General features: G+C 40.5%; 29 protein-coding genes and 1 riboswitch. Of the genes, 15 read left to right on the forward strand and 14 right to left on the reverse strand.

Annotation, left to right across the window (positions count from 1 at the left end):
• The first annotated feature begins 19 nt into the window (after window positions 1–19).
• The 4 genes from ACX0HA_RS00985 (at window position 20) to ACX0HA_RS01000 (ending at window position 2,516) form a co-directional block, all read left to right on the forward strand.
• Complete coding sequence (locus ACX0HA_RS00985) at window positions 20–709, forward strand: HAD family hydrolase (RefSeq protein ID WP_458843393.1); 690 nt, start codon at window positions 20–22, stop codon at window positions 707–709.
• Window positions 710–812: 103 nt separating this feature from the next.
• Entirely contained in the window at window positions 813–1,373 is a 561-nt protein-coding gene (locus ACX0HA_RS00990; protein WP_458843394.1) for a YdeI/OmpD-associated family protein, read from the forward strand.
• Window positions 1,374–1,450: 77 nt separating this feature from the next.
• Window positions 1,451–2,071 carry an N-acetylmuramoyl-L-alanine amidase family protein gene (locus ACX0HA_RS00995; RefSeq protein WP_458843395.1) on the forward strand — a complete coding sequence of 207 codons (621 nt, stop codon included), beginning with the start codon at window positions 1,451–1,453 and terminating at the stop codon, window positions 2,069–2,071.
• Window positions 2,072–2,078: 7 nt separating this feature from the next.
• Window positions 2,079–2,516, forward strand: coding sequence for a DUF6526 family protein (locus ACX0HA_RS01000; protein WP_458843396.1), 438 nt, complete (start codon window positions 2,079–2,081; stop codon window positions 2,514–2,516).
• A gap of 86 nt (window positions 2,517–2,602) precedes the next feature.
• On the opposite strand, the gene ACX0HA_RS01005 is transcribed toward ACX0HA_RS01000, so the two are convergent.
• Both ACX0HA_RS01005 and ACX0HA_RS01010 read right to left on the reverse strand, forming a co-directional pair.
• The gene (locus tag ACX0HA_RS01005) at window positions 2,603–3,079 is read right to left on the reverse strand and encodes a hypothetical protein (protein WP_458843397.1); all 477 of its coding nucleotides are present in this window, start codon (window positions 3,077–3,079) and stop codon (window positions 2,603–2,605) included.
• A 20-nt stretch (window positions 3,080–3,099) separates the two neighbouring features.
• Window positions 3,100–3,294, reverse strand: a complete 195-nt coding sequence (locus tag ACX0HA_RS01010) for a hypothetical protein (RefSeq protein WP_458843398.1) — start codon at window positions 3,292–3,294, stop codon at window positions 3,100–3,102.
• Between the two features lie 316 nt (window positions 3,295–3,610).
• On the opposite strand from ACX0HA_RS01010, the gene ACX0HA_RS01015 reads away from it, so the two are divergent.
• Complete coding sequence (locus ACX0HA_RS01015; RefSeq protein ID WP_458843399.1) at window positions 3,611–4,150, forward strand: YceI family protein; 540 nt, start codon at window positions 3,611–3,613, stop codon at window positions 4,148–4,150.
• 125 nt (window positions 4,151–4,275) lie between these two features.
• On the opposite strand, the gene ACX0HA_RS01020 is transcribed toward ACX0HA_RS01015, so the two are convergent.
• From ACX0HA_RS01020 to ACX0HA_RS01045, 6 genes are all read right to left on the reverse strand, one after another.
• A complete protein-coding gene (locus ACX0HA_RS01020) occupies window positions 4,276–4,689 on the reverse strand; it encodes a hypothetical protein (protein ID WP_458843400.1) in 414 nt (137 codons plus the stop codon).
• Window positions 4,690–4,708: 19 nt separating this feature from the next.
• Window positions 4,709–5,221, reverse strand: coding sequence for a hypothetical protein (locus ACX0HA_RS01025; protein ID WP_458843401.1), 513 nt, complete (start codon window positions 5,219–5,221; stop codon window positions 4,709–4,711).
• Window positions 5,222–5,223: 2 nt separating this feature from the next.
• Window positions 5,224–5,484, reverse strand: a complete 261-nt coding sequence (locus ACX0HA_RS01030) for a hypothetical protein (protein ID WP_458843402.1) — start codon at window positions 5,482–5,484, stop codon at window positions 5,224–5,226.
• A gap of 71 nt (window positions 5,485–5,555) precedes the next feature.
• The gene (locus tag ACX0HA_RS01035) at window positions 5,556–6,344 is read right to left on the reverse strand and encodes an ABC transporter ATP-binding protein (protein WP_458843403.1); all 789 of its coding nucleotides are present in this window, start codon (window positions 6,342–6,344) and stop codon (window positions 5,556–5,558) included.
• 2 nt (window positions 6,345–6,346) lie between these two features.
• Window positions 6,347–7,375: an iron chelate uptake ABC transporter family permease subunit gene (locus tag ACX0HA_RS01040; RefSeq protein WP_458843404.1), complete on the reverse strand. Its 1,029-nt coding sequence runs from the start codon at window positions 7,373–7,375 to the stop codon at window positions 6,347–6,349.
• A 6-nt stretch (window positions 7,376–7,381) separates the two neighbouring features.
• Complete coding sequence (locus tag ACX0HA_RS01045; protein ID WP_458843405.1) at window positions 7,382–8,518, reverse strand: ABC transporter substrate-binding protein; 1,137 nt, start codon at window positions 8,516–8,518, stop codon at window positions 7,382–7,384.
• Between the two features lie 53 nt (window positions 8,519–8,571).
• Window positions 8,572–8,785: riboswitch (cobalamin riboswitch) on the forward strand.
• 29 nt (window positions 8,786–8,814) lie between these two features.
• Between ACX0HA_RS01045 and ACX0HA_RS01050 the strand changes: the two genes are divergently transcribed.
• From ACX0HA_RS01050 to ACX0HA_RS01065, 4 genes are read left to right on the forward strand one after another with little or no spacing between them, the layout of a single operon-like run.
• A complete protein-coding gene (locus ACX0HA_RS01050; RefSeq protein ID WP_458843406.1) occupies window positions 8,815–10,641 on the forward strand; it encodes a TonB-dependent receptor plug domain-containing protein in 1,827 nt (608 codons plus the stop codon).
• A gap of 5 nt (window positions 10,642–10,646) precedes the next feature.
• The gene (locus tag ACX0HA_RS01055) at window positions 10,647–11,720 is read left to right on the forward strand and encodes a YncE family protein (RefSeq protein WP_458843407.1); all 1,074 of its coding nucleotides are present in this window, start codon (window positions 10,647–10,649) and stop codon (window positions 11,718–11,720) included.
• 15 nt (window positions 11,721–11,735) lie between these two features.
• Window positions 11,736–13,013, forward strand: a complete 1,278-nt coding sequence (locus tag ACX0HA_RS01060) for a DUF5074 domain-containing protein (protein WP_458843408.1) — start codon at window positions 11,736–11,738, stop codon at window positions 13,011–13,013.
• Window positions 13,013–13,990, forward strand: coding sequence for a T9SS type A sorting domain-containing protein (locus ACX0HA_RS01065; RefSeq protein WP_458843409.1), 978 nt, complete (start codon window positions 13,013–13,015; stop codon window positions 13,988–13,990). Before ACX0HA_RS01060 ends, ACX0HA_RS01065 begins: the two co-directional genes overlap by 1 nt.
• A gap of 66 nt (window positions 13,991–14,056) precedes the next feature.
• Here the strand turns inward: ACX0HA_RS01065 and ACX0HA_RS01070 are convergent, their stop codons facing one another.
• Window positions 14,057–15,517: a S41 family peptidase gene (locus ACX0HA_RS01070; RefSeq protein WP_458843410.1), complete on the reverse strand. Its 1,461-nt coding sequence runs from the start codon at window positions 15,515–15,517 to the stop codon at window positions 14,057–14,059.
• A 116-nt stretch (window positions 15,518–15,633) separates the two neighbouring features.
• Between ACX0HA_RS01070 and ACX0HA_RS01075 the strand changes: the two genes are divergently transcribed.
• From ACX0HA_RS01075 to ACX0HA_RS01095, 5 genes are read left to right on the forward strand one after another with little or no spacing between them, the layout of a single operon-like run.
• Window positions 15,634–16,149 (forward strand): RNA polymerase sigma factor, encoded by a 516-nt coding sequence (locus ACX0HA_RS01075; protein ID WP_458843411.1) that lies wholly within the window; start codon window positions 15,634–15,636, stop codon window positions 16,147–16,149.
• Entirely contained in the window at window positions 16,130–16,594 is a 465-nt protein-coding gene (locus ACX0HA_RS01080; protein WP_458843412.1) for a hypothetical protein, read from the forward strand. The genes ACX0HA_RS01075 and ACX0HA_RS01080 overlap by 20 nt, the downstream gene beginning before the upstream one ends.
• A gap of 5 nt (window positions 16,595–16,599) precedes the next feature.
• A complete protein-coding gene (locus tag ACX0HA_RS01085; RefSeq protein ID WP_458843413.1) occupies window positions 16,600–17,121 on the forward strand; it encodes a DUF4252 domain-containing protein in 522 nt (173 codons plus the stop codon).
• A gap of 50 nt (window positions 17,122–17,171) precedes the next feature.
• Complete coding sequence (locus ACX0HA_RS01090) at window positions 17,172–17,699, forward strand: DUF4252 domain-containing protein (RefSeq protein WP_458843414.1); 528 nt, start codon at window positions 17,172–17,174, stop codon at window positions 17,697–17,699.
• Window positions 17,700–17,704: 5 nt separating this feature from the next.
• Window positions 17,705–18,241 carry a DUF4252 domain-containing protein gene (locus ACX0HA_RS01095; RefSeq protein WP_458843415.1) on the forward strand — a complete coding sequence of 179 codons (537 nt, stop codon included), beginning with the start codon at window positions 17,705–17,707 and terminating at the stop codon, window positions 18,239–18,241.
• Between the two features lie 99 nt (window positions 18,242–18,340).
• On the opposite strand, the gene ACX0HA_RS01100 is transcribed toward ACX0HA_RS01095, so the two are convergent.
• The 3 genes from ACX0HA_RS01100 to ACX0HA_RS01110 form a co-directional block, all read right to left on the reverse strand.
• Complete coding sequence (locus ACX0HA_RS01100) at window positions 18,341–19,006, reverse strand: energy transducer TonB (RefSeq protein WP_458843416.1); 666 nt, start codon at window positions 19,004–19,006, stop codon at window positions 18,341–18,343.
• Between the two features lie 56 nt (window positions 19,007–19,062).
• On the reverse strand, window positions 19,063–19,842 hold the full coding sequence (locus tag ACX0HA_RS01105; RefSeq protein ID WP_458843417.1) for a hypothetical protein: 780 nt from the start codon (window positions 19,840–19,842) through the stop codon (window positions 19,063–19,065).
• Between the two features lie 217 nt (window positions 19,843–20,059).
• Window positions 20,060–20,962 (reverse strand): MerR family transcriptional regulator, encoded by a 903-nt coding sequence (locus tag ACX0HA_RS01110; protein ID WP_458843418.1) that lies wholly within the window; start codon window positions 20,960–20,962, stop codon window positions 20,060–20,062.
• Between the two features lie 451 nt (window positions 20,963–21,413).
• Here ACX0HA_RS01110 and typA point away from each other — a divergent pair, with 451 nt between their 5' ends.
• Window positions 21,414–23,213 carry a translational GTPase TypA gene (typA, locus tag ACX0HA_RS01115; RefSeq protein ID WP_458843419.1) on the forward strand — a complete coding sequence of 600 codons (1,800 nt, stop codon included), beginning with the start codon at window positions 21,414–21,416 and terminating at the stop codon, window positions 23,211–23,213.
• 216 nt (window positions 23,214–23,429) lie between these two features.
• On the opposite strand, the gene ACX0HA_RS01120 is transcribed toward typA, so the two are convergent.
• A complete protein-coding gene (locus ACX0HA_RS01120; RefSeq protein WP_458843420.1) occupies window positions 23,430–23,975 on the reverse strand; it encodes a hypothetical protein in 546 nt (181 codons plus the stop codon).
• Between the two features lie 2 nt (window positions 23,976–23,977).
• A complete protein-coding gene (locus tag ACX0HA_RS01125) occupies window positions 23,978–24,508 on the reverse strand; it encodes a hypothetical protein (protein ID WP_458843421.1) in 531 nt (176 codons plus the stop codon).
• Window positions 24,509–24,542: the final 34 nt, after the last annotated feature.

The raw sequence follows: 24,542 nt of genomic DNA on the forward strand, positions 1-24,542 counted from the left end.
TTGAACAAAATTGCCCCTCATGAATATTAAAGTGATCGCCTTTGATGCCGATGATACCCTTTGGGTAAACGAACCTTTTTTTCAGGAAACGGAACATAAATTCTATGGCCTGATGGCGGATTATCTTCCGCAGCACAGTATTGCCAAAGAACTCTTTAAGATAGAGATCGATAATCTTGATGTATATGGATATGGTATCAAGGCTTATATACTGAGTATGATTGAGGCTGCACTGCATATCTCTGAAAATACCATAAGTGTCGAGGCCATTGGCAAGATCATTGAATACGGTAAAGAAATGCTTGAGAAGCCTGTAGAGCTTATTGAAGGCATTGATGAAGCCCTGAAAGCGCTGCATGGTAAATACAAACTGGTAGTAGCTACGAAAGGAGACCTGAAAGATCAGCACCGTAAGCTGCACGAATCGGGTCTTGGGCATTATTTTCACCATATAGAGGTAATGTCAGACAAAGGGAAAATAGACTATGAAAAGATGCTGAAACGCCTGGAGGTGGAGCCGTCTGAATTTTTGATGATAGGGAACTCCCTGAAATCCGATGTGCTGCCAGTACTTGAAATTGGCGGGCATGCCTGCCATATACCATTTCACACTACCTGGCTGCACGAACAGATAGACCATACCATAGAACATCCTAATTTTAAGGAAGCTGAGAATATAGGGCAATTGCTACCGTTATTACTTCATTAAATAAGAATATTAAAACCTACAAGGTTTTGAAAACCTTGCAGGTTGCTATTCGGTACTATTCCTGCAAGATCTTTGAGACCTTGTAAGTATTATTAAAAAATATATGAAACCTCATTTCTTCGCAACCCCATCCGATTTCCGTGCATGGCTCGATAAGCATTCTGAAACAGAAACCGAACTTTTGGTCGGGTTCTATAAGATGAATAGTGGCAAAGCCAGTATTACCTGGCCTGAGTCGGTAGATCAGGCATTGTGTTACGGCTGGATTGACGGTGTACGCAAATCGTTGGACGAGGATAGTTATACGATCCGCTTTACACCAAGGAAGCCTACCAGTATATGGAGTGCCATAAACATCGATAAGATGGAGAAGCTGCTCAAGCTGGGATTGGTTAAGTCTGCCGGTATTGCGGCCTATGAAAAGCGTACGGAGAACAAATCGCGTATCTATTCGCACGAACGTACTGAAGATGCTGTGCTGCCTGCTGAAATGGAAAAGCAATTCAAAGCCAATAAAACGGCGTGGGAGTTTTTTATGGCGCAGCCGCCGGGTTATCGCAAGACGATGCTGCACCTTATTGTTTCTGCGAAGCAGGAAAAGACAAAACTATCAAGGTTTGAAAAGCTGTTGAACGCCAGTGCCGATGGGAAAAGGGTGGTGTAAAATAGATTGTATGCGTAAAATATTACATTTTTAGCTATATTTGAATAATACCGTAAACCAACTAAAACCAATCTAACATGAAGAAACTTATTAAACCATTTGCACTATTGGCGACAGGAGTATGTTTTGCATTTGCATTGCCAAATAAAGAAGAACCAAAACGTATCATTAATGTGGTTATTGATGCCGCTCATGGCGGTAAGGATTTTGGTGCTGCACATGATGCTTTTACCGAAAAACAGATTACCGATGCAATTGCGTCTAAAATCAGGGCATTGAATACGGATAAAGAAGTTATACTGCATTTTACCCGTGAAGGCGATAAGTTTGTTGATCTCAACGAGCGTGTCGAGACAATAAATGCTATTAAGCCCGATCTGGTACTTTCACTGCATGTAAACTATACAAAACAGGAAGAGGCTTCAGGGATGGAATTTTTTGTAACTAAGGAAGGAAAAAACAGTGAAAAATCGGCCATGTATGCTACAAGGCTATCTGATAAATTCGGAGATAAAGGCTTTAAGGTAAGAGGGGTGAAAACAGCGCCTTTTTACACGTTAGCGAAATCAGAAGTACCGGCTATTGTTGCAGAGTTGGGTTTTCTTTCGAATAAAACAGACAGGGACTACCTGACTAATGATGCTGACCAGGAACAAATTGCCGGTATCATAGCAGAATTTCTAAACGAAATAAATTAATTAGGCCATGGCAGAACAAAGCTATAAAAACCACGTACGCTGGTACGTTCCACATCATTTTGTGTTTTATCCGCTAATGCTGGCTCTCTTCTCATTTGCAGTAACACAGGTAATCCTGAAAGAGCAAGATAAACTCATGTGGATATTTTTAAGCGTTCTTACAGCGATTATTACGTGGGTTGCATATATGATGCGCCAACACTATGCTTTAACAGTTCAAAACAGGATAGTGCTGCTCGAGCTGCGCTACCGCTTTTTTGCCAGCACAGGCGAAAGGCTTGAAATGTATGAAGGAATGCTGACCGAAGGCCAGCTGTTTGCCCTGCGCTTTGCACAGGATGACCAACTGCTGGATCTTATTAAAAAAGCAATTAACGAAGAGCTGTCACCCGATGCCATTAAACGCTCCATAGAAAACTGGAAACCAGATAACAGAAGGGTATAATATAAAAGCGGGACAATTAATATTGTCCCGCTTCTTTTGGATTAGGTTCGGAATATTCATCATAATTCTTACCTCTATCCTGTATTTTAAAAGTCGTCACCGTTATTGCTTCGGCTGCTGTTATCGCTGCCACGGTTGTCTTGTTCCCTGTCGCTGTAGTAGTCGCTTGATGATGCATCCCTCTGGTCTTCGCTGTGCGATCTTCCGGGGCTGCGCTGCATCTGGTCATTTTGGTTCCAGTCATTGTTCTCAGTACCACGGTTAGACGATGTTCCACCCATTCTTCGTTCTTCTTCCCAGGTTTCTTCATCTTCGTTATTGGTTTGGGATCCTCTGTTCTCTGAATCCCTTTCAGATCTTTCCCTGTCTCTCGTTTCTCTAGAGTCAAGGTCACTTTCGTTCCATTCATTATTTTCCTGTCCCATGGAAGAAGTACGGTTAGGGCTGTCATCACGGTTGTCATTTTCACGGTTACCCATGCGTTGTGATTCGTTTTGGTCTCTGTTTTCGTCCTGACGGTCGCGGTTATTTAAGTCGCGGTTGTCGTTGTTGTCTGTTTGCATAATTATGTATAGTTTGGATATTAATATTCCCTTTTTTGTCCGTCCATTTTTCCCTCTTGTATTTTCTGGGGTGTTTTGGTAGCTGTTGTTTTTTTGGCTGCTCCTTTTTCGGCTTCAGCCATCTGTTTTTTTAATACCGATTCTGAAGGTTTTACTTCATAATCTTCACGATCACTTGATACTTTAGGTGCCGGTGTCTGATTTTTATCTGCCATGATGTTGTTGTTTAGAGGTTACATTACAAAGTTCGCAAGAGGCGTGAGTGGAAAGCGGTCAATTAACGTTCTGTTTTATTGAAAATGTTATAAGAACCTTTAACAAGCTGTTGGATATGCAGTAAATTCAGGAGGTTTATACAATTGCGAATTTTGGCAGCAGCCAAAGTTTAACAAAGAATTCACTGGTGTTTATGCTTAAAAAAAGGATATGCGATTAAATTAGCGAGTGATTAACAGGGCTTTACTGGTAAAAGTTTTTTCAAACCCACTTTTATTTGTAACTTTAGGAAATTACTAAACCAAATCTATATACATGGCAACAAACAAATGGGTGCTGGATCTGGCACATTCTGAAGTACATTTTAAAATAAAACACCTCGTTATTTCTACTATTACCGGGGCTTTTAATGTTTTCTCGGGGAATCTTACTACGAAACAGCATGACGATTTTAATGATGCCGAAATCAATTTTACTATTGATGTCTACAGCATAGATACAAATAACAGCACACGGGATGAGCACCTGAAATCGGATGAGTTCTTTAATGCTGATATCTATCCGCAAATCGATTTTCATTCGACGTCGTTCAGACATATAATGGGCGATAAGTATGTGCTGGCCGGTAATGTGACCATAAAAGGTATTACTAGAGCAGTAAGGCTTGATGTATTATTTGGCGGAGAAGCTAAGGATGGCTTTGGTATTAACCGTGCCGGTTTTGAGATTACAGGCCTTATTAACAGGAATGATTTTGATATCCATGCCCCTGATGTAACGGAGGCCGGCGGGCTTGTATTGGGTGAAGATATTAAATTACATGCCAATATACAGTTTACCAACGAAACAGAATAATAAAGGGCCGCTAAGGCCCTTTATTATTCGTATAGTTTTGTCATTGCGAACGTAACGTAGCGGAGTGCGGCAATCTAAGAGTTTGCTTCGTCGTACCTCCTCGCAATGACGGACATTAACCGGAACTACGACTTACCAGCATCAATATTACCCCGATGTTTGTCATTATCAGGATAGGATTCAGGGTAATCTTTCTTCGTGGTATCGGAATTGAAATCACGGTTTTCGGCGGTTTCAATCTCTTCTTTTTCACTGGCTGTGCCACGGTTTTTGCTTATTACAGCGCCGTCATCGCGGGTGGTTTTACCGCTGTCGCTTACGGGTGGTGCTTTCTTTTCGTCTACATCGCGGGCTCGTTTTACGGTTACGGTACTGCCATCAGTGTCCTTGTCAAGCTCTGTTTTTAGCTTATCCTTCGACGGATCGTAATTCTTAGGCAGGTTCTCACCGCTAAAGCCTTCATTGGGTTTACTTTCTTTTTCCTGGTTGTTCATTTTTTTTGAACCCAGGTCTTTCGGGTCATCTGTTCCTGGTATCATAGCAATTGTTTTTAATGTTCTATCTGTAATTCACAATATAATTGTGATAGGATTGTATAAGATCGTTTGCACTGCGTTCCAATGATGGTTTCATGTTTTCATACCCTTCTTTAATATCTCCATCGGTATCAAAATAATCGGGTATCTTATATTTTATCAATGTATCATCATCGGTATAAATATCATCTACAAGAAAATGGAGCGTATAATAGTTTCCGTGAAAACTTAGTTTTATAGAGTAGGTAATGTTATAATTGAACGATTCGCCATTATTCCGTATAAAAAATGCATTCCTTCTAAAGGCACTTATCACCATGCTGTTGCTGGTAACGTTGCTTGCATCATACCCCTTGAGTTTGATATTGACGCTTGCCGCCCAGGCTTTAGAAAGTTCAATAAGCTTTTCATTAGAAGTGTTCTGAATTGTTACTTCCACAGGGTCAAATCCGTGTGGTGTGAGTTCCATTGCCGGTGGCTGGGCATAGGTTATTGCCACTATAAAAAAGCAGAGTAAGGATGATAGCCTGAACATGGTTATGCTTTTTTAAGCGCTTTTTCAAATTCGTCTTTGATCATGCCATGCGATACCAGGAAAGGCTTTTTGTCAATGGTGATATTGATACTGTCACCGTCTATGGTATAAGTACCTGCAAATTTACCCAGAGGTGTATCTCCTTCAAAATTGCCCTGCGATTCATCACCGGCAAACTGACCTTTGTCGCCTGCTGCGTTTTTTATCTTTTCGAGAAGCTGTTTTTTATCTCCGGGGTAACTTAATGAAAACTGATTAGCCATTGTAGTAGATTTAGTGTTATTACGTAAATTTAATCAATACAATGCTTATTTGTGTTTAGCTTTTGTTAAAGCTATTCTCCATTTACGGTAAAACCGCCTTTTTTCGCATCAAAATGGATTGTTTTATCATTAAAAAGCCTGTCGAAGATGTTGTTTTCGATCAAATGCTGAGGTGTGCCCTGTATAACATTTCCATCTGCCATTACAACAATTTCGTCACTAAGCTGCAGTGCGAGGTCAAGGTCGTGCGTAGAGTAGAGGATGCATTTACCGGTTTCTGTCGCCAGTTTTTTAAGCAGCCTGATGAGGTTTACCTTATGCTGAAGGTCAAGATGTGTAGTAGGTTCATCGAGTACAATAAGTGGTGTATCCTGTGCAAGAGCCCGTGCAATCAGTACTTTTTGCAGTTGGCCATCGCTTATCTCAAAGTGTTTTTTGTGTGCAATAGCCTCAATTTGTGTCAGGGTTATGGCCTCATTTACCTTGTCAAGGTCTTCAGGGCTCAGGGTACCAAGCCAGTTGGTATAGGGCTGCCTTCCAAGTGCCACCAGTTCAAAAACGCTCAGATTACTTGGCGGAAGGCTCTCGGTGAGTACTACGGCAAGGTTTTGTGCGAGTCCAGCTGAGGTATAAGATGTTATGTTCTTGCTATTAAGGAGCACTTCACCGGCAATTGGTTTCTGAATACCGGTAAGGGTGCGCAACAGGGTAGATTTGCCTATGCCATTTGCCCCAATGAGCGCAATTAGGCTTCCTTCGGCGAATGCCAGATCAATATCTTTTGCTATGGTATCTACCTTTTTTTTATGATGGTAACCAATACCGAGATGCTGTGCCGATAATATGATGTTCTTTCCCATGATTATACCGGTTTATGTTTGCGCATCAGCAGCCAGATGACTATCGGCGCACCAATAATGGATGTTATAGCGTTGATGGGCAATACATATTCGCTACCCGGCATTTGGGTAAATGTATCGCAAACCAATAATATGATGGCTCCTGTTAGTAATGTTCCTGCATACAAGATAAGGTGGCTGCTGGTTTTAAATACCAGTTTGGCAATATGCGGAACCACAAGCCCCACAAAGGCAATAGGCCCTGTAAAAGCAGTTATGGTTCCCGTTAGCAGACTGGCTGCCAGTATGATTATGAATCGTGTTCTCCTGAAGTTGATACCCATGCTTTTAGCATAGCGTTCGCCAAGCAATAAGGCATCGAGGGGCTTTATGCAAAGAGCAGACAGCAACAACCCAACCAAGCAGGCAACAAGCAGTATAATAATATCTTCCCACGCTAAATTACCAAGGCTGCCTAACGACCAGAACGTGAATTTCTGTAATTGTTCTGAAGTGCTGAAAAAGGTAAGTACACCCACGATTGCTCCTGTAAAGCTTGAGAACATAAGCCCTATGATGAGTATGGCCATGGTATCTCTCAATCGTTGCGACACGACAAGTATAGCGAGCAATACAAGAAAGCTTCCGGCAGTCGAAGCCAATACAATCCCATAGGGAGAAAGGAAAAACCCGGCAAGGATTGCCGGTAAAATGCCTGCTCCCAGTATTACGAAAGCAACACCAAGGCTTGCTCCCGAACTCAGTCCCAACACATCGGGTCCGGCAAGAGGATTGCGAAAAAGCGTCTGCATCAGCAATCCGCTTACGGATAGCCCCATACCAGCAAGTAGTGCTGTTATGGCTTTTGGCAAACGATAATGCACTATGATATAATCCCAGGCAGGTTTAGAGGTTTCACCGCCTGTAAGGCTATGTACGACATCTGTAAACGGAATCTTTACCGAACCCAGGCTAAGGTTCAGCAAAAAGGCCAGTACAAGAGCGATGCCCAGTATGGTAAAAAGCGCTATGTTCCTCTTTTGGTTATGCAAGGGGTTTTATTTTAGTTTTTCAAAAAAGTAGGTTTGATAACCCGGCAGCAATTCAGGGTGCAGTATAGCTATCAGGTCTTTCAGTACAAGATCAGGGCGGTTAGGAGCCAGTTCATAATAAATAAGTCCGCCTTTAGCCCCTTTTTTACTGCTGTACGAATATACGTTTTTTGTCTTGAATGCTTTAAACTGCGCATAATGCGGATTGGCATCGGTCATTTCCTTAAAGGTTGTAAACTGGCTCGGGCCTATCCAGCAGTCGGCATTTTCTGCTTTGTCAAGTACCGTTTCAAAGGAAAGGTTCAGGCTTCCCGTGCCTTCAGAGTCGGCCCAAAGATAATCCGCTTTTGCATCCTTCAGGAATAGTGCAGCCCAGCTTCCGCCTTGAGGCAGGTACCAGTGGTCCTGAAACATGGCACCGCTTAATACTGTAGGTCTTGTAGTAGCTTTTTGCGCGAGTTTCAGGGCTTCTTTATAACCTTTTTCGATGTCGGAAAACAGCTTGTCGGCTTTGTCTTCCTGATCGTATAACGCCCCGAAGAACTTTATCCATTCGGCTTTACCCAAAGGCGTTTGCTCAGTCCAGTCGCCGTTATATAATACTTTAAGTCCGCTTTTTTCAAGGCTGTTCAGCGATTTGTTATTACTGCTGATACTGAAGCCTACAACTGCTTCCGGGGCAAGGTCGATCATCACTTCGGTATTAAGGCTTTCGTTGGCGCCGGCCTCTTTTACTTTGCCGCTGTCAATACGGCTTCTCACTTTCTCTGACGAAATGAAGTCCGTTCCGGGAAAGCCCACAAGTGTGTTTACTACGCCAAGAGCTTCCAGCGATGGGATGTGAGTTGTTGAGGTTACCACTACGGTTTTAAGCGGTACCTGAACGGTAGTATACTGTTTAAGGCTGTCAGGAATTATGCCTCCTTTTTTTTGCATAACATAAGTAAAAACCTCTTTTGCATCGGGCCACGGATTGCTCACTTTTACAACGGTGTAACCGTCATAACGGTACATTTGTAATCCCTGTGCATGCTGTATGGCATTTACTGCATTAGTATTTTTGTGCGTTTCGGCTTTTTGGTCGTTTTTGCAGCCTGCCATTGCAAATACTACAAAAAGTAAGAGATAAAATGTGTTTTTCATAAAAAATATTCAACAGATGCAAATGTATAAATTTATTATATCAACAATAATACTATATTTGCAGCACTTAAGGTTGTGATGTTTTTTATAAGAATATCACATTAAAAGGGAATCAGGTTTAATACCTGAGCTGTTCCCGCAACTGTAAGCTTATCCGTCGTTGAGGCGGAGGCTGTTGTAAACTACAAACCACTGTGCGCCATTGCGTAACGGGAAGGGAAACAACAGTACGCAAGCCAGGAGACCTGCCTTAGTATAACTAATATCGGGCTTTCGGGAAAAAAGGCTTGCGAATTATGACGCTAAAAAAATTCATTTTACCTATATTGCTACTAATGTGCCACTACCTGTCGGCACAGAGTGATACTATTGCCCTTACTGAAGTAATTATATCCGATACGCAGCTTCGCGATTTTTCTGATTCACAGTCGGTACAAAAGCTCAATGATTCTGTTATCGGCAGGAATGCAGCATCATTAACTTCACTGCTTAATTACAATACGAATATCTATTTCAAGGAAAACGGACTCGGGATGGTGTCTTCTCCATCTTTTCGTGGTACTACGGCTTCGCAAACAGCTGTGGTATGGAATGGTATCAATATTAATTCGCAGCTTAACGGCCAAACTGACTTTAATGTGCTTAATACTCGAGATTTCAACAACATCAGCGTGAGGGCCGGTGGTGGCAGCGTGGCCTACGGAAGCAGCGCAATAGGGGGCAGCATCCACCTGAATAATGACCTTGCTTTTGGAAACAGGTTCGACAACAGCCTGCGTACTGATTATGGAAACTATAAAACCATAGGGATAAATTACCGTGTAGATGCCGCAACCGATGATTTCAGTACTAATGCCAGCATCAGCCGCAATAGTTCTGACAATGATTATGGGTATCCGGGGACGAATAAGACCAATGAGAACGGACAATACTACAATACAAGCCTTAATGTGGGTATGGCTTACAAGCTGAATCCTAAAAATATAATTCGTTTTTACAGTTATCTGTTTGATGGGGAAAGGCATTTTTCGGGCACTCTGGCTGCACCTTCACGAAGCAAATACCAGTCTATCGATGCCCGTAACCTTGTAGAGTGGAGCGGTTACTATGGCAAATTTACGTCGAGGCTTAAAGGTGCTTACCTGTATGAAAAATACAAATATTTCGAGAATTATAAGAATGATATCTATTCTTTTGGCAACATAAAGACCTATATAGCACGATATGACCTTACCTATGATGTTTCCGAAGCCATAAAGCTGAATACCATACTGGATTATACCCATAATAACGGAGAGGGATCAGATATCATTAATAAAAAAAGGGATATCGGTTCTGCCAGCCTGCTGATGAAGCACGCTCTAACCAACAGGCTCAGGTATGAGCTGGGAGTTCGAAAAGAACTTACCGAAAGTTATGAAAGCCCTGTGCTCTTCTCTGCAGGAACCGAAATCGATGTTACCGGTTTTTATACCATAAGGCTAAATGCATCCCGCAATTTCAGAATTCCTACCTACAACGACCTGTATTGGACCGGAAGTGGTAATCCTGACCTGAAGCCCGAAAGTTCTTATCAGGGGGAGATTGGCAATGTGCTGAAGTTTAAGGGCTTCATGCTGAGTGTTACAGGCTATTATATAGATATGACAAACATGCTGCGCTGGACACCCGGCACAAACGGCATTTGGAGTCCGGGAAATGTTGGGAAGGCCAAAAGTTATGGTGTTGAGTCATTGCTTAACTGGAACAAAAAAATAGGCGCAGGCCATATCAGTATAACCGGGACTTATGCCTATACTATATCGCGCGAAGACGGGTCAGATGACCAGCTTATCTACGTGCCGCTGCACAAAGCTACTGCATCACTGGCTTATAGCTACAAGAGGGCATCGGTGTATTATAGGCATCTGTTTAACGGAGAAGTATTTACTACTGCCGACAATAGCTACAGCCTTGATCCTTATAACGTAGGCTCGGTAGGCGCGGAGTATACTTTTAAAGTGCTGAAAGGCATCGATGTAGGTGTACAGGTAAATAACCTGTGGGACCAGGAATACCTGGCCTATGAGGTAAGGCCTATGCCGGGACGCAATTATAACATGTATCTTAATTTTAATTTTTAATAAATATGAAACTACACAAACTAATCTTAACTGCAGTTGCAGGTTCTCTATTGTTTGTATCATGTAGCGATGATGACTCGAACAACAAGCCATCAGGAGCTTATGATAATGGTATGCTTATCCTTAACGAGGGTAATTTTGGTAAAGGAAATGCATCGATATCTTTTCTTTCGGATGCTGCCGGCGCGGTAGTGGAAAATAATATATTCGCTAATGTAAACAATGGTGATATTTTAGGTGATACCGGACAGGATATTGGCCTTGAGGGAGATCTTGCTTACATAGTGCTTAATGTGTCTAACAAGATAGAGATCGTTAACCGTTACACTTTTGCCAAAGTAGCAACTATCAGCAGCGGCCTTACAAACCCAAGATATATTGCTTTTGCAAATGGCAAAGCTTATGTTACCTGTTGGGGTGATGCTACCGTTACTACCGATGATTATGTTGCGGTTATTAACCTTGCGCTTAACAATGTAGGTACTACAATCCCGGTTGCTGAAGGTCCTGAAAGGATCGTTGAAGAAAACGGTAAACTTTATGTAGCTCATAAAGGTGGTTACGGCTACGGAAATACAGTTAGTGTAATTGAGGCAGCAAGCAATTCAGTTACAAAAACCATAACTGTAGGAAATGTGCCGGGTTCTCTTGAGGTAGAAAACGGTAACCTTTATGTATTAAGCAATGGTATGCCTTCATGGGGAGGGACTGAAACAGCCGGGCAGATTGATGTTATAAGCTTAAGTAATAATACAGTAACAAAAACTATAGCATTTACTGATCTTGCACACCCGTCTAACCTTGTTATAGAAGATAACAATATTTTCTATACTGTAGATAACGGTATATTCACAACTCCGCTTTCATCATTGACATTGCCTTCTACTCCTTTGTTTACGACAACTGATCAGGGTGTTTATGGTATTTACGCTTTTGCTGTAGAAGATGGACATATCTATATTGGTGATGCCGGAGACTATAAAACCCCGGGTAAAGTGTTTGTTTATTCTGCTACAGGGAGCCTTACAAATACATATACTGTAGGATTATTGCCTTCAGGTTTCTTCTTTAATGATTAATTACTACTATAACTAATGAAAAAATTTTTACTATCGGCTGTATTTGCAGCATCATTCCTGTCGGCATCGGCACAATACACAGACGGTATCCTGGTTCTTAATGAAGGAAATGCAGGTACTGACAATTCGAATGTATCATTTATTAAGGGCGGTGTAGTTCAGAATGGTATTTTTAGTGCAGCTAATGGCGGAGCAGCCCTGGGTGATACAGCCCAAAGCTTAGCGCTTAATAATGGTAAAGCTTATATTGTACTTAATATCTCTAACAAACTTGTGGTTGTTAATGCAGAGACATTTTTAGAAGAAGCTTCTATAGAAGAAGGCCTTACTAACCCAAGATACATTGCTTTTTACGGTACTAAAGCTTATGTTACCTGTTGGGGTGATGGCTCAGAAACAGGTCATTATGTGGCTGTAATTAATACTGCAACTAATACTATAGAGACTACGATAGCGCTTGAAGGCGGTATTGAAAGAATAATTACTGTTGGAGATAAGCTTTATGTTGCACATCAGGGAGGTTTTGGTTTTGGTACTAAGGTGTCTGTCATTAATCCGGCAACAAATTCTGTTGAAACAACTATAACTGTTGGTGATGTACCAAACTCTATCCTTGAAAAAGACGGATTCCTTTATGTGCTTTGTGGCGGTAAGCCAAGCTGGAGCCAGGCAGAAACGTCAGGTTCGTTCCATAAGATAGATCTTGTTGATAACACTGTTGTGCAGACTATCAATTTTTCGGATAATGCACATCCAGGCAATCTTGAGCTTGGAGGCGATAACTTTTTTTACACAGAGGGAGATAACGTTTACAGAATGGCATTGACAGCGACTACACTTCCTGAAACAGCATTTTTTACCATTACTCCGCAGGATGTATATGGTGTTTACGGTTTTGATATCGTAGATGGAAAGATATATGTTGCAGATGCTGTAGATTACGTGTCAGAAGGAGATGTATTTATGTATGATGTTGATGGGGTGTTTGGCCAGAAATATGACGTAGGCAAACTTCCAAACGCCATCTGTAAATCGGCTTCAGCAGTTGCAGGCAACGATGGTTTCAATGCACTTACTGTAAGCATTTATCCTAACCCTGCATCAGATGTATTATTTGTTAATACAGACAAAAGCGCTACTGTAAAACTTTATGACCTGACGGGAAGAACAGTTGCAGACCAGGCGCAGTACACAGCCACTGGTATCAATGTATCTCAACTTCCGGCAGGAACTTATTTTGCAGAGATCACTATAGAGAATACTAAGAGCGTTAAGCAATTTATCGTTCAATAATGAATAAAGGATTTTTGTATATCAGCCTTTTTACAGCCTGTCTGGCAAATGCGCAGCTGTCTTATCCACCGAAAGCGGGTGATGACGGAAGCACAGCCATACACAAAGACAGTAATGTGTTTGTGTCATGGGCTACTAATGTGCAGGTTGTAAGGGGGTATGTACAGATCTCAGATCCTTCGATATCTCATAACGGCAGTAATTATGCGAGTTATGGGAATCCGGAGACTGTCACAGGCATGCCGGACAATGATGCAGTGAGCCTTGGCGATGCCGGTACGGCAGTGATAACTTTTGCAGCTCCTATTGGGAATGGCGAAGGTTTTGATTTTGCTGTTTTTGAGAATGGTTCAGATACTTTTCTTGAACTGGCATTTGTAGAAGTTAGTTCTGACGGGACAAATTATTTCAGGTTTCCGTCACACAGCGAGACGCAGGCACAAACTCCAATTGGCGGTTTTGGTTTGCTTGACGCCAGGAATCTTAATAATCTTGCCGGTAAATACAGGGCAGATTATGGAACTCCATTTGACCTGTCTGATATTCCGGATAACGATCTGCTAAATAAGAACAGTGTTACCCATGTAAAACTTATAGATGTTGTGGGGTCTTTAGAAGACGCTTATGCAACTTATGACAGTTTTGGGAATAAGATAAACGATCCGTATCCAACGCCTTTTTATTCTTCCGGGTTTGATCTGGCCGGAGTTGGGGTTATCAATACAGGCACATTAGGCCTTAATAATGCTGTATTTGGAGGCCTGAGTATTTATCCTAACCCTGTAACAAACAGGCTTACTGTTAAGCTTGATTATGCAAAAAATGTAACCGTAAGGTTATACGATGCCTCGGGACGAAATGTACTCGAAACTCTTACACTAAATGATATAGATGTTTCAGATTTGATTCCCGGTGTTTATTTTGTTGAACTTTCATCTGATGGACAGAGAGATGTCAAAAAGATTGTTGTCCAATAATCTAGATATTTGTATATAAAAAAAGCACCCATAAATCATGGGTGCTTTTTTACTTTTATGAATATACTATTGCAATTGTTTTGCTAATCCCAGCGAACCGTTTGGCATCTCTTCTAAATACATATCATTACCAAAACGGCGCATGCTCTTATTATCTTTAAAGCCTTTAAATAGTTTAGGAGTCCTTCTGCGGTCAGGATTTGCTGTTCCGTTAATTCTTGTCAGGGCTTCTGCAAGAAGCGGTTCATTAGCATCGCCAATGACTCCCATGAAGGAATAATCTTCTTTATGTACCACATCCGGCTTTATACCCGCGCTGTATTCGCCAAAACCATCTTTGTTTACAGTTCTTAATACAATAGGCTGCATTGCATAACGGTGGCTACCGTCAACATCGTGCTTGGTAAAATCAGGTGAATCATAAAGAGTAACTGATCCCACGTTTTTACCCACAGTCGTATCGCCAATTAGCGTAACCTGTACATAGGGCTTAAGGCAGTTGATCACAAGTTCGCTTGCCGAAGCTGTTGAGGCTGTAGCAATGATATACACCCTGCTAAGATTAAGGTGGTTTATGGCTGATCCGTCGCTTAGCTTATCTGAGAAAAGATTTACCAGTGCCTGCGGATTGTTCCTCTCATAATAGTCCTGCAGTTTTGAGTTCCATTGCTGCTTAGCAAAAAGTTGCCCTGTATATTGCCCGGTAATCATGCTGGCAAGGTAGGAAGCTGTTCTTATAGAGCCACCACCGTTGTAACGAAGGTCGAGAACAAGATCGGTAACACCGGCGGCCTTGAGTTCGCCAAAAGCATTGTTAAGGCCGGCATCATAATTATTATAGAAGCCATTATACATAAGGTAACCTGTTTTGTGGGCTCCGTTTTCGATTACTTTTACACTGTATACAGGATCTTCGGCATACTCGGCTTTAGAAAGTTCTACTGTTCTTCCGTTAGGCACAATTACTTCATCAACCATATCGGCAAGGCTAAGAGTATAGGCAGGCTGGTTTAACAGGTCGGCATAATTGGAAGGTGTAAGCTGTGTCCCGTTAACGGCATAAAAAATATCACCACGACGAATATCTTTAGAGGCGGCATCTGTTCCCGGAAGTATGTAGCGCACATATCCAAAAATAGTGGTCTGACTGTCATCGGCATATACAAGGCCAAATTCCATACCATTACTGGTAGATACTCCCTGTAATGTGTTTTCCAGCACGCGGAAGTCAGAAACTATCACACTAAAGCGGTCGGCTCTTGAGCCGTCAGGGAACTTTCGGTACAGGAGGCTTTCGAAAAGGCTTTCGGGTGAACCATAGCCTTCCAGAAAGTTATTAAGCTGTTCCTGATTGGCAAAACGGTCATCGGCCAGGTTAGGGACATTTTCCTGCCACAGGTAGTAAAGATTGAGCCCTTTCCATATAAAGTCGTTTACAGGAACGGCATTATCGTCCATATCTTCACAGCCCTGAAAAGCAAAAGCGGTCACTAAAAGACACGCTAACAAGGTTTTAATCTTTTTCATTCAGCATTTTTTGTTTAGTAAAAGAACGTAAATTTAATTATTTTTAATATGCTTGTAACAAAAATAGTTACTATTCGTCTTCCTTTTATAAACCAATAACAAACCAAAGGCCAATTATGAATCAGTCAGATTTCATAAAAGTCATCACTCCATTTAAAGACCGGGTTTTCCGGTTGGCAAAACGGTTGCTTATAAGTACCGAGGAGGCAGAGGACGCGACGCAGGAAGTGCTGGTCAAGCTGTGGAACAACAAAGGTAAGCTGGAGTCTTACTCAAGCGTTGAAGCCCTGGCAATGACCATGACAAAAAATTACTGCCTGGACCAGCTCAAGTCTAAAAGGGCTACAGAGATGCGGATAGTTCATAATAACTATACCGACAGGCAGGCAGGGCTGCAACAGCAGACAGAAGACCGTGACAGCATGAGCTGGGTCGAGAAAATAATGGAAACACTGCCCGAACAGCAGAAACTTATACTGCAGATGAGGGATATAGAACAATATGAATTTGAAGAGATTGCCAAAATAATGGACATGAACGAAACCGCCGTGAGAGTGGCGCTTTCGAGAGCAAGGAAAACATTGAGGGAACAACTCACAAAAACACACAGCTATGGAATTACGAGCAATTGAAAAATTACTGGAGAAATACTTTAACGCAGAAACTACCATTGCCGAAGAAAAGGATTTAAAGCTTTACTTTTCTTCACCGGATGTGGCGCCGCACCTGGAGCAGTACAAGCCTATGTTTGGGTATTTTTCGAAGCAGGACGAACAAAAGTTTGACAAAGCCTTACCATTAAAAACCAAAAAGCGTTATGCTGCATGGATATCGGTGGCGGCAAGCGTTGTTCTGTTCAGTGGACTGCTTACTTTCTACAATACCCAGCCGGCAGAAGAAGACCTGGGCACTTATGACGATCCCGAAGTTGCCTTCAGGGAAACGCAAAAAGCGCTTCAGATGCTTTCTACCAATGTAAATGTTGGTATGGGTGGCGTACATAATGTAGGCAAGGAATACGAGAAAACAACAAAAGAAATCATCAAAGAAAAAAAAGACGAAAAACGTAAAAAATAAAAGTCATGAAAAAATTCATCATCACCCTGTTACTGGCTGCCCTGCCGCTTGTAACGTTTGCACAACAAGATGCTTTTGCTAAATTTGAAGGCGTAGAAGGTATACAATCGCTGACACTGAACAAAGAATTGTTCGATATGTTCGGGAGTCTTGGGGATTCTGCCAGAACAGCTAAAACTAAAGGTTACCTGGATGCTGCCAGTAAAATAGAGAAGGTTAAAGTATACATTACAGCTGAAAAGAAATACAAAAAACAGCTTAACAATGCTGTAGCCGATTATCTTAAGTCTAATCCGCTTGACCTGCTGTTAAGCTTTAATGACAAAGGTTCTGCTGTTAAGGTATATGCAAAGCAGGGTAGTAAGGAAAGCATCATCAGGGAAGGCCTTGTTGTTATAGAAGATAGCCAGAGAAAACAGGAGTCGGTAATCATTTCTTTCACAGGAGAGATCAACCTGAATGATATTAAGGATTTCCAGGATTTTAAAGGCTGTAAAGGCCCGAAAGGCGAAAAGGGCGCAAAATAAGCCCGCATATATACACCAAACAAAGAGAAAACAATTAAAGAAATCACACGATGAAAAAGTTTATGATCACACTACTGCTGGCAGTATTGCCTACTCTGCTTCTTGCACAAACGACTTCGGCGTTTGACAAGTTTGAAAAAGATGGCGTAGATGCGGTAATAGTGAATAAGAAAATGTTTGAGCTGATGGGGAACGTAAAAATGGACCCTAAAGATAAATCGGCACAGCAATATCTTAATCTTATCAAGAAACTGGACAACCTTAAAGTATTTTCCACGACAAATGCCAAGATTGTTTCTGAAATGAAAGGCAGTGTAGACGGTTACCTGAAAAAATACCCGCTTGAAGAGCTGATGCGAATGAATGAAGGTACCAGGACAGTTAAGATCTATGTAAAGTCGGGCGCTACTTCATCTCAGGTAAAAGAGCTATTGATGTTCATGGAGGGTGGAAGCGCAAAAGAGAGTACGGTACTGATGTCGCTTACCGGTAATTTTGACCTTAGCGAGATATCTTTCCTTACAGATTACATGCAACTGCCGGGCGGAGCATCGCTTAAGAAGGCCTCTAAAAAATAACAGCCATGAAACGTTACTTTTATATCCCTGTCCTTATGCTGCTGTTTACAGCCTGTGAGCAGAAGCCTACACTGCAAAAATATTTTGTAGAAAAAAGCGAAACGAAGAATTTCTCAACGATTGATATAGGCAAAAGCTTTATCAAGACCGATAAGCTTAAGCTTACCCCAGACGAGGAAAAGGCGCTGGAATCTATTGATAAGCTTAATGTGCTGATCTTTAAGGCGACTAACGACAATGCTAAAACATTTGATACCGAAAAAGCAAATATCAAATCGGTACTGAAAGAAGATCATTATGATGAGCTTATGAAAATGAGCCTTGGAGGCGGTGGTGTTTCGGTAAATACCAAAGGTGAAGGGGAGCACATCGAAGAGTTTGTGGTATTTCTTCACAATAAGGACACCGGAATGGGAGTGCTGAGGGTTTTGGGTGACGATATGAATCCAAATAATGTGATGACCATCGTTAACCTGCTGCAAAGAGGCGGAATGAACTCAGGACAGCTCCAGCCACTTATGGACTTAATGAAAAAGAAATAAATATTAAATTGAGATTAGTTAGATAAGAATCCCCGTCAGGCACCTGGCGGGGATTTTTTATTGTCATTCTAACCAGGAACAATCCTCTGCTTAGCAGAATCATTTATTATTTGTATTGATCTTGATAGGTATGTTGTAGCCTGTACCAACAAATTTTCCATAAAGATGTCCCGGTTGCCATCGGGCCATTTTCTTTATAACCGATATAGCATTAGTGTCCAGGTCAGGAGTAAGGCCTTCTTTCACTTCGGCGCCTCCGAAATTACCATTATTGTCTATCTTAAAAGAAATTATCATTTTGCCATTTGTTTTTTTGGCAATGTTTTCGTTTATGCTCGTGTCTAAGTAGTGAAGGAATAATTTTTCGCCACCATAATACATAGGTTTTATCTGGCAGTTTTGGTAAAAGAAATCCTGGATATTTTTGTCAAGCTCTTTTCCTTCAGTGTCTGTAAGCACCGTGGTTTTGTTTTCCTTTTCTAAGAGTTTTGCTTTTATAATATCTTTTCGATGATAGATAGTAAAAGACTCAACGTTGTCATAAACAGCAATAAGTTTTGTGTTTTTATAGTATCGTGTCTCTGTAACAGGTTTGTCATTTTCATAGACACAGGTAATTAATAAATCTTTTGTTTCATCATAAGCTTTCCATATCCCGGTTTTCATATTGGCAGCATCAAGCGCATTGATGCGTTCTCCTTTATAGATTATTTCAGACTGGGCAAATGCAGTAATAGAGAATAATAGTAGTAGTAAATTTTTCATTAGTTGGAGATTGGTTCACCAAATATATAAATTAAAATTATTGACAAATAGAAAAGTTAATCGGGGATTTCACTAATTTTTGTGCTGTCTAATGCTACCCATGTCTGCTCTCTTTTTACATATTTAATGTCAAATTTCTCTTTGTCAATTACTTTGTATTTACCATTGCGGCGCTCTTTTAGGTGTTCCAGGGTGTAATGCATGGTAACAGTATCATTTTTTATATCGATCGTTGAGCTAAGATTACAGGCTATCGGCAACGTGGCTGTAAACTGGCACCAGCTGGTCCATGAATAGCTGCAAATACCATTTCCTTGCGGTGCAAAATCCTTAAATAAGTAGATATAGGAAGAACAATGACCGGAACCTGTACCGCAAGACATGGTACCAAAATAACCATTTGCATATTTTTTAAATCCCAAAGGGCCTTCATTCCAGCAGCATTGATGTATTCCGGCATTGTAAAGTTCGCTTTGCAGTACTTTGCCTTCAGGAGTAATTTCTAAAAGGACGAACACATTCCAATAAGGATGTGTGATGTCACTTAGGAAGGCAAGATGATTCCCATTATTCATTCGGTAAAATTTACCAATGGTATCGGTTATTTTAATATCATATAAGCCCATGCCGGCAGCAGCATCTTCTACTTCTGTAGAGTCAGAGTCATATTTTATTTGTGAGAGTAGCTTTTCCGCTTCAGGTTTAAGAATGTACCCCGAATCGGTTGTGAAATCATGAAATATAGTAGCTTTTTGACTTATCGGATAAGGTCTTTTCATGCCGGTAGAAAGTAGTATAGCTGATACTATAAAAAAGCAAGGTAACAGGAATTTCATAAATGTGAGTTGATTCTTATTTTGATGTTATTTATTGGAATTTATATTTTTATTACTGTCATAAAAATACCTGAAATACATTCATCTAAATAAGCCAATAGTGAAAATATTAATTTCCGTTTTAATCAATTAATATTCAGTGGTTTGCTTCTGTTTTTAATGTTTCCCTCTTTTTTGTTCCTGAAATACTAATAAACATTAAACAAATTGGTGTTTACTAAAGGGTATCCGAAAAATCGCCAATGGTGGTAAAGATCTTTATATTGTTTTCTAAAAGGGACTGGCTAATGTACTGCGCATTCCTCCCGAAAAGAAATAGCTTTGAAGTGTCGTCGTCAAGAAGTATTTCCCTCGTCTTTTTTATGTATTTGTTGATGTCCTCTACAGTTGGCTGTGAAATGGCATAGGTAATGAAGGTTACATTGTCAAAATATTTTTTTACATCTTTTACATACGAAAGCGGCATGCTTTCTCCGATGTAAATAGTGCGGTAACCATTCAGCAGCAGTTCATAGTTGATGAACATAAGCCCGATCTCATGTATTTCCTGTTCAGGCAGGTAAAGTGTAAAAATGCGATCTGTTTTGGTTGGAGGTATGTGCTGCAGTTTTTCAGTATTGGCTGCTATCTTCTGGCGTATGAGTGCACTTATAAAATGCTCATGAGCAGGGGTAATGGTTCCGGTTTGCCAGAGATAACCAACCTCCTCAAGCAAGGGAAGAAAGTATTCGTAAAAGATGGTCCTGAATGATTTTTCCTGCTGCAGGGCGGTATAAGTAGCTGAAAAAAGAGGTAAGTCAAAGTTCATCATGGCCAGCTTAAAATTATTCTGCACATGATTGGCCATGTTCTTGTTTGACAGTATTTCTTTTACCAATGCCGGAATCTTCTCAGGAGGCATTTTAGATATTACAGAGATCTTATACCCAAATGAATTTAGTGTACTTACGTTGAGCAGTTTCTGAAGGCTGTGAATGTCATAGTAACGAATATTGCTATCAGTACGCATGGGTTCGAGGATGTTATATCTCTTTTCCCATATACGAATGGTATGCGCCTTGATGCCCGAAAGGTTCTCAAGGTCTTTAATCGTAAATATGTTTTTTATTTTGTTTGACATTTTATATACCTATGTTAAACAAAAGTATGAAAAAAATCAATGTTTTGTTGCACTTTACGTCTCTGAAAATGCAGTTTTAGCAAAAAAATAGCATTTTTTAGTGTATTGAAAATCAATACGATATAATTAATGTTGCACTTTGTGCTTTTTTACGAAATTGAGTTCAGCAAAGAATGGAATTTTAGTCTTTAACTTCGGGCTTCGGACTCCGACACTCGAAAAAGCATATTATTTTTTTGTAAATAACTTTAAGAAATAAGTTGGTGCTTTTTATTGAATTTTGCTTTAGAAATTGAGAATATGATGGCAAATCAGCCCTATTGAAGAGAATGTTGCCAAAAGCCGTCTTTTGAAGAGTGAATTTTGGAGTGAAAAAAAGCTAACTTGCTCATAACTAATGTTTTTTTTGTCAAAATAATGTGTACCTTTGCACCTTCAAAAAAAATATATAATGGAGTCCATTAGAAACATTGCGATCATTGCCCACGTTGACCACGGTAAAACTACCCTTGTTGACAAAATCATGTACCATTGTCAACTGTTCCGTGACAACGAGAACACAGGCGACCTTATCCTTGATAATAACGACCTTGAGCGTGAAAGAGGTATTACAATTACTTCTAAAAACGTTTCGGTTCAATACAAAGGAACTAAAATCAACATTATTGATACCCCGGGTCACGCCGATTTCGGTGGCGAGGTAGAACGTGTACTTAACATGGCCGACGGTGTATTGCTGTTAGTTGATGCCTTTGAAGGGCCAATGCCGCAAACACGTTTCGTGCTTCAAAAAGCGATCGACCTTGGCCTTAAGCCATGTGTGGTTGTAAATAAGGTAGATAAAGAAAACTGTACTCCGGAAGAAGTACACGAAAAAGTATTTGACCTTATGTTTGAACTTGGTGCTGAAGAGTGGCAGCTTGACTTCCCTACAGTATACGGTTCGGCAAAAAATAACTGGATGTCTACAGACTTCAGAAAACAGACTGAAAACATTGAGCCTCTTCTTGATATGGTACTTGAGCACATCCCTGCTCCAAAAGTATCAGAAGGTACGCCTCAAATGCTTATAACTTCTCTTGACTTTTCAGCCTTTACAGGACGTATCGCTATCGGTCGTTTAGAAAGAGGTATACTAAAAGAAAACATGCCTATCTCTCTTGTAAAAAGAGATGGTACTGTGATTAAATCAAGAATTAAGGAACTACATACTTTTGAAGGTCTTGGCCGTAAAAAAGTACAGGAAGTAGTTGCGGGAGATATCTGTGCGATCATTGGTGTAGAAGGTTTTGAAATTGGTGATACTATCGCTGACTTTGAAAATCCGGAAGCACTACAAACAATTGCTATCGATGAACCAACAATGAGTATGTTGTTCACGATCAATGATTCACCTTTCTTTGGTAAAGAAGGAAAATTTGTAACATCACGTCACATCAGAGATCGTCTGACCAAAGAATTAGAAAAAAACTTAGCAATGAAGTTAGGTGAAACTGATTCTGCTGATAAATTCATGGTTTTCGGTCGTGGTGTACTTCACTTATCGGTTCTTATCGAAACAATGAGAAGAGAAGGTTACGAATTGCAAATTGGACAGCCACAGGTTATCATCAAAGAAATTGATGGTAAAAAATGTGAGCCAATCGAAGAATTAACAATTGACTTACCAGAAACTCTTTCTGGCCGTGCTGTAGAATTTGTAACGATCCGTAAAGGAGAATTACTTTCAATGGAGGCTAAAGGAGAGCGTATGATCGTTAAATTTAATATTCCATCACGTGGTATCATCGGACTTAGGAACCAGTTGCTTACAGCTACTGCAGGTGAAGCGATCATGTCACACCGTTACATCGGTTACGAACCTTTCAAAGGTGAAATTCCGGGACGTAACAATGGTTCATTAATCTCTATGGAAAACGGTAAGGCTATTCCTTACTCTATCGATAAATTACAGGATCGTGGTAAATTCTTCGTTAATGCTAACGACGAGATTTATGAAGGTCAGGTTATTGGAGAAAACAGCCGTAGCGATGATATGGTTGTTAACGTAACGAAGATGAAAAAACAGTCTAACGTACGTTCTTCAGGAAATGATGAAAAAGCAAGAATCATTCCTCCAATCATCTTCTCTCTTGAGGAGGCATTAGAGTACATCCAGAAAGATGAGTACGTAGAAGTAACGCCAAAAAGCTTACGTGTACGTAAAATCTATCTTACAGAAACTGACAGGAAGCGTTTTAAAATCGCTTAATTAATGGTTGACAGTTTTGTCAGGCATTTATAGATACAGAAAGTCCCGCAATTGCGGGACTTTTTTTATTATGCATTTAGTCATTTGCTTTGCCAGTCTGTTAAACACTTCTGTTCGACAGCGCAGAGATCCTGGGAATAATCCTTTTTTGAGATTCCTCTGTTCCGCTTCGCTTCAATAGGAATGGCAGAAACCTGCAACAAAATCAATTCGCTTTTATCTAATAAATAATGTGTCAAATCTTCCATCCCTAACCTTAACGGTATCACCTGTTTTAGGATGTTTTACATTAAACCAAAACGTACCGGAAGCAATATTTTTACCGTCGTATGTACCTAAGCGGGTAATGGTTAGCTCACCGGTATATTCGGGGTTTGTTTCCTGAAGAGAAAAGCTATTATCTGAAGAAAATAATGCACTTCCGGTTACATTTCCATCATCTCGATTTGTAAGTATATAAGTTTTGTTTTCTTCCAATTTTTTTTTCTTTGCATACAAATGGATTGACAATGGAATGGTGGTGTTTTTATAGTTCTTGTCTTCTGCCGTAATTTCAAAATAATAATCACCGTTTACATTTTGGTATGCACAATTGAAGTACTGATTTGACGGATCTATAAATGATTTTCCATCAATATGGCAGGCGAAAGTGCCAATGCCTGTCTGTGTTGCTTCAGGCAGGCTATCACCACTGTCGTCATCGTTTTTCTCACATGCCATAAAGCAGAGTAAAAATGGGAGAAAGTAGAATGTCTTTTTCATGGCTATCCTCCGTATTTTGCATCAAAACGACCTTCTCTTATTTCAACACGCTCTCCGGTAACAGGATGCTGTACGTCAAACCAAAATGTTCCGGAAACAATATGGGTCACAGGATCAAATTTAGTGATGTGAAGCTCGCCGGTGTATTCGGAATTAGTGTAGGAACTTTCCCCGTCTACCTCGGAAGTGTTGAAGAAGCCTGCTCCCCATGTATTACCGTTGGCTCTATCACTTAATATTAATATTTCGTTTTCTGAAATTGTTCTGTTAAATGTTCCCAGGTGTATACCCATTGGATTGTTACCATTATTTTCGCCAGAGATTCCAAAATAATATTCCCCATCAACAAGTTGATAAAAACAATTGATTAGTGATCCTTTGTGAATAAAGCTTTTTCCATCTACTTTACAGGCAAGTATATTTTTCCCTGTCTGTGTTGCTGGGGGTAAGGGAGAGCTGCTTGTGTAATCATCATTCTTATTACAGGCTGACAGTGCCGTTGTCAATAGTATAATGTAAAATAATTTTTGCATATTGATTTTTTTATAAAGTTAAATAACTTTAATT

Source organism: Flavobacterium hauense (assembly GCF_054457175.1).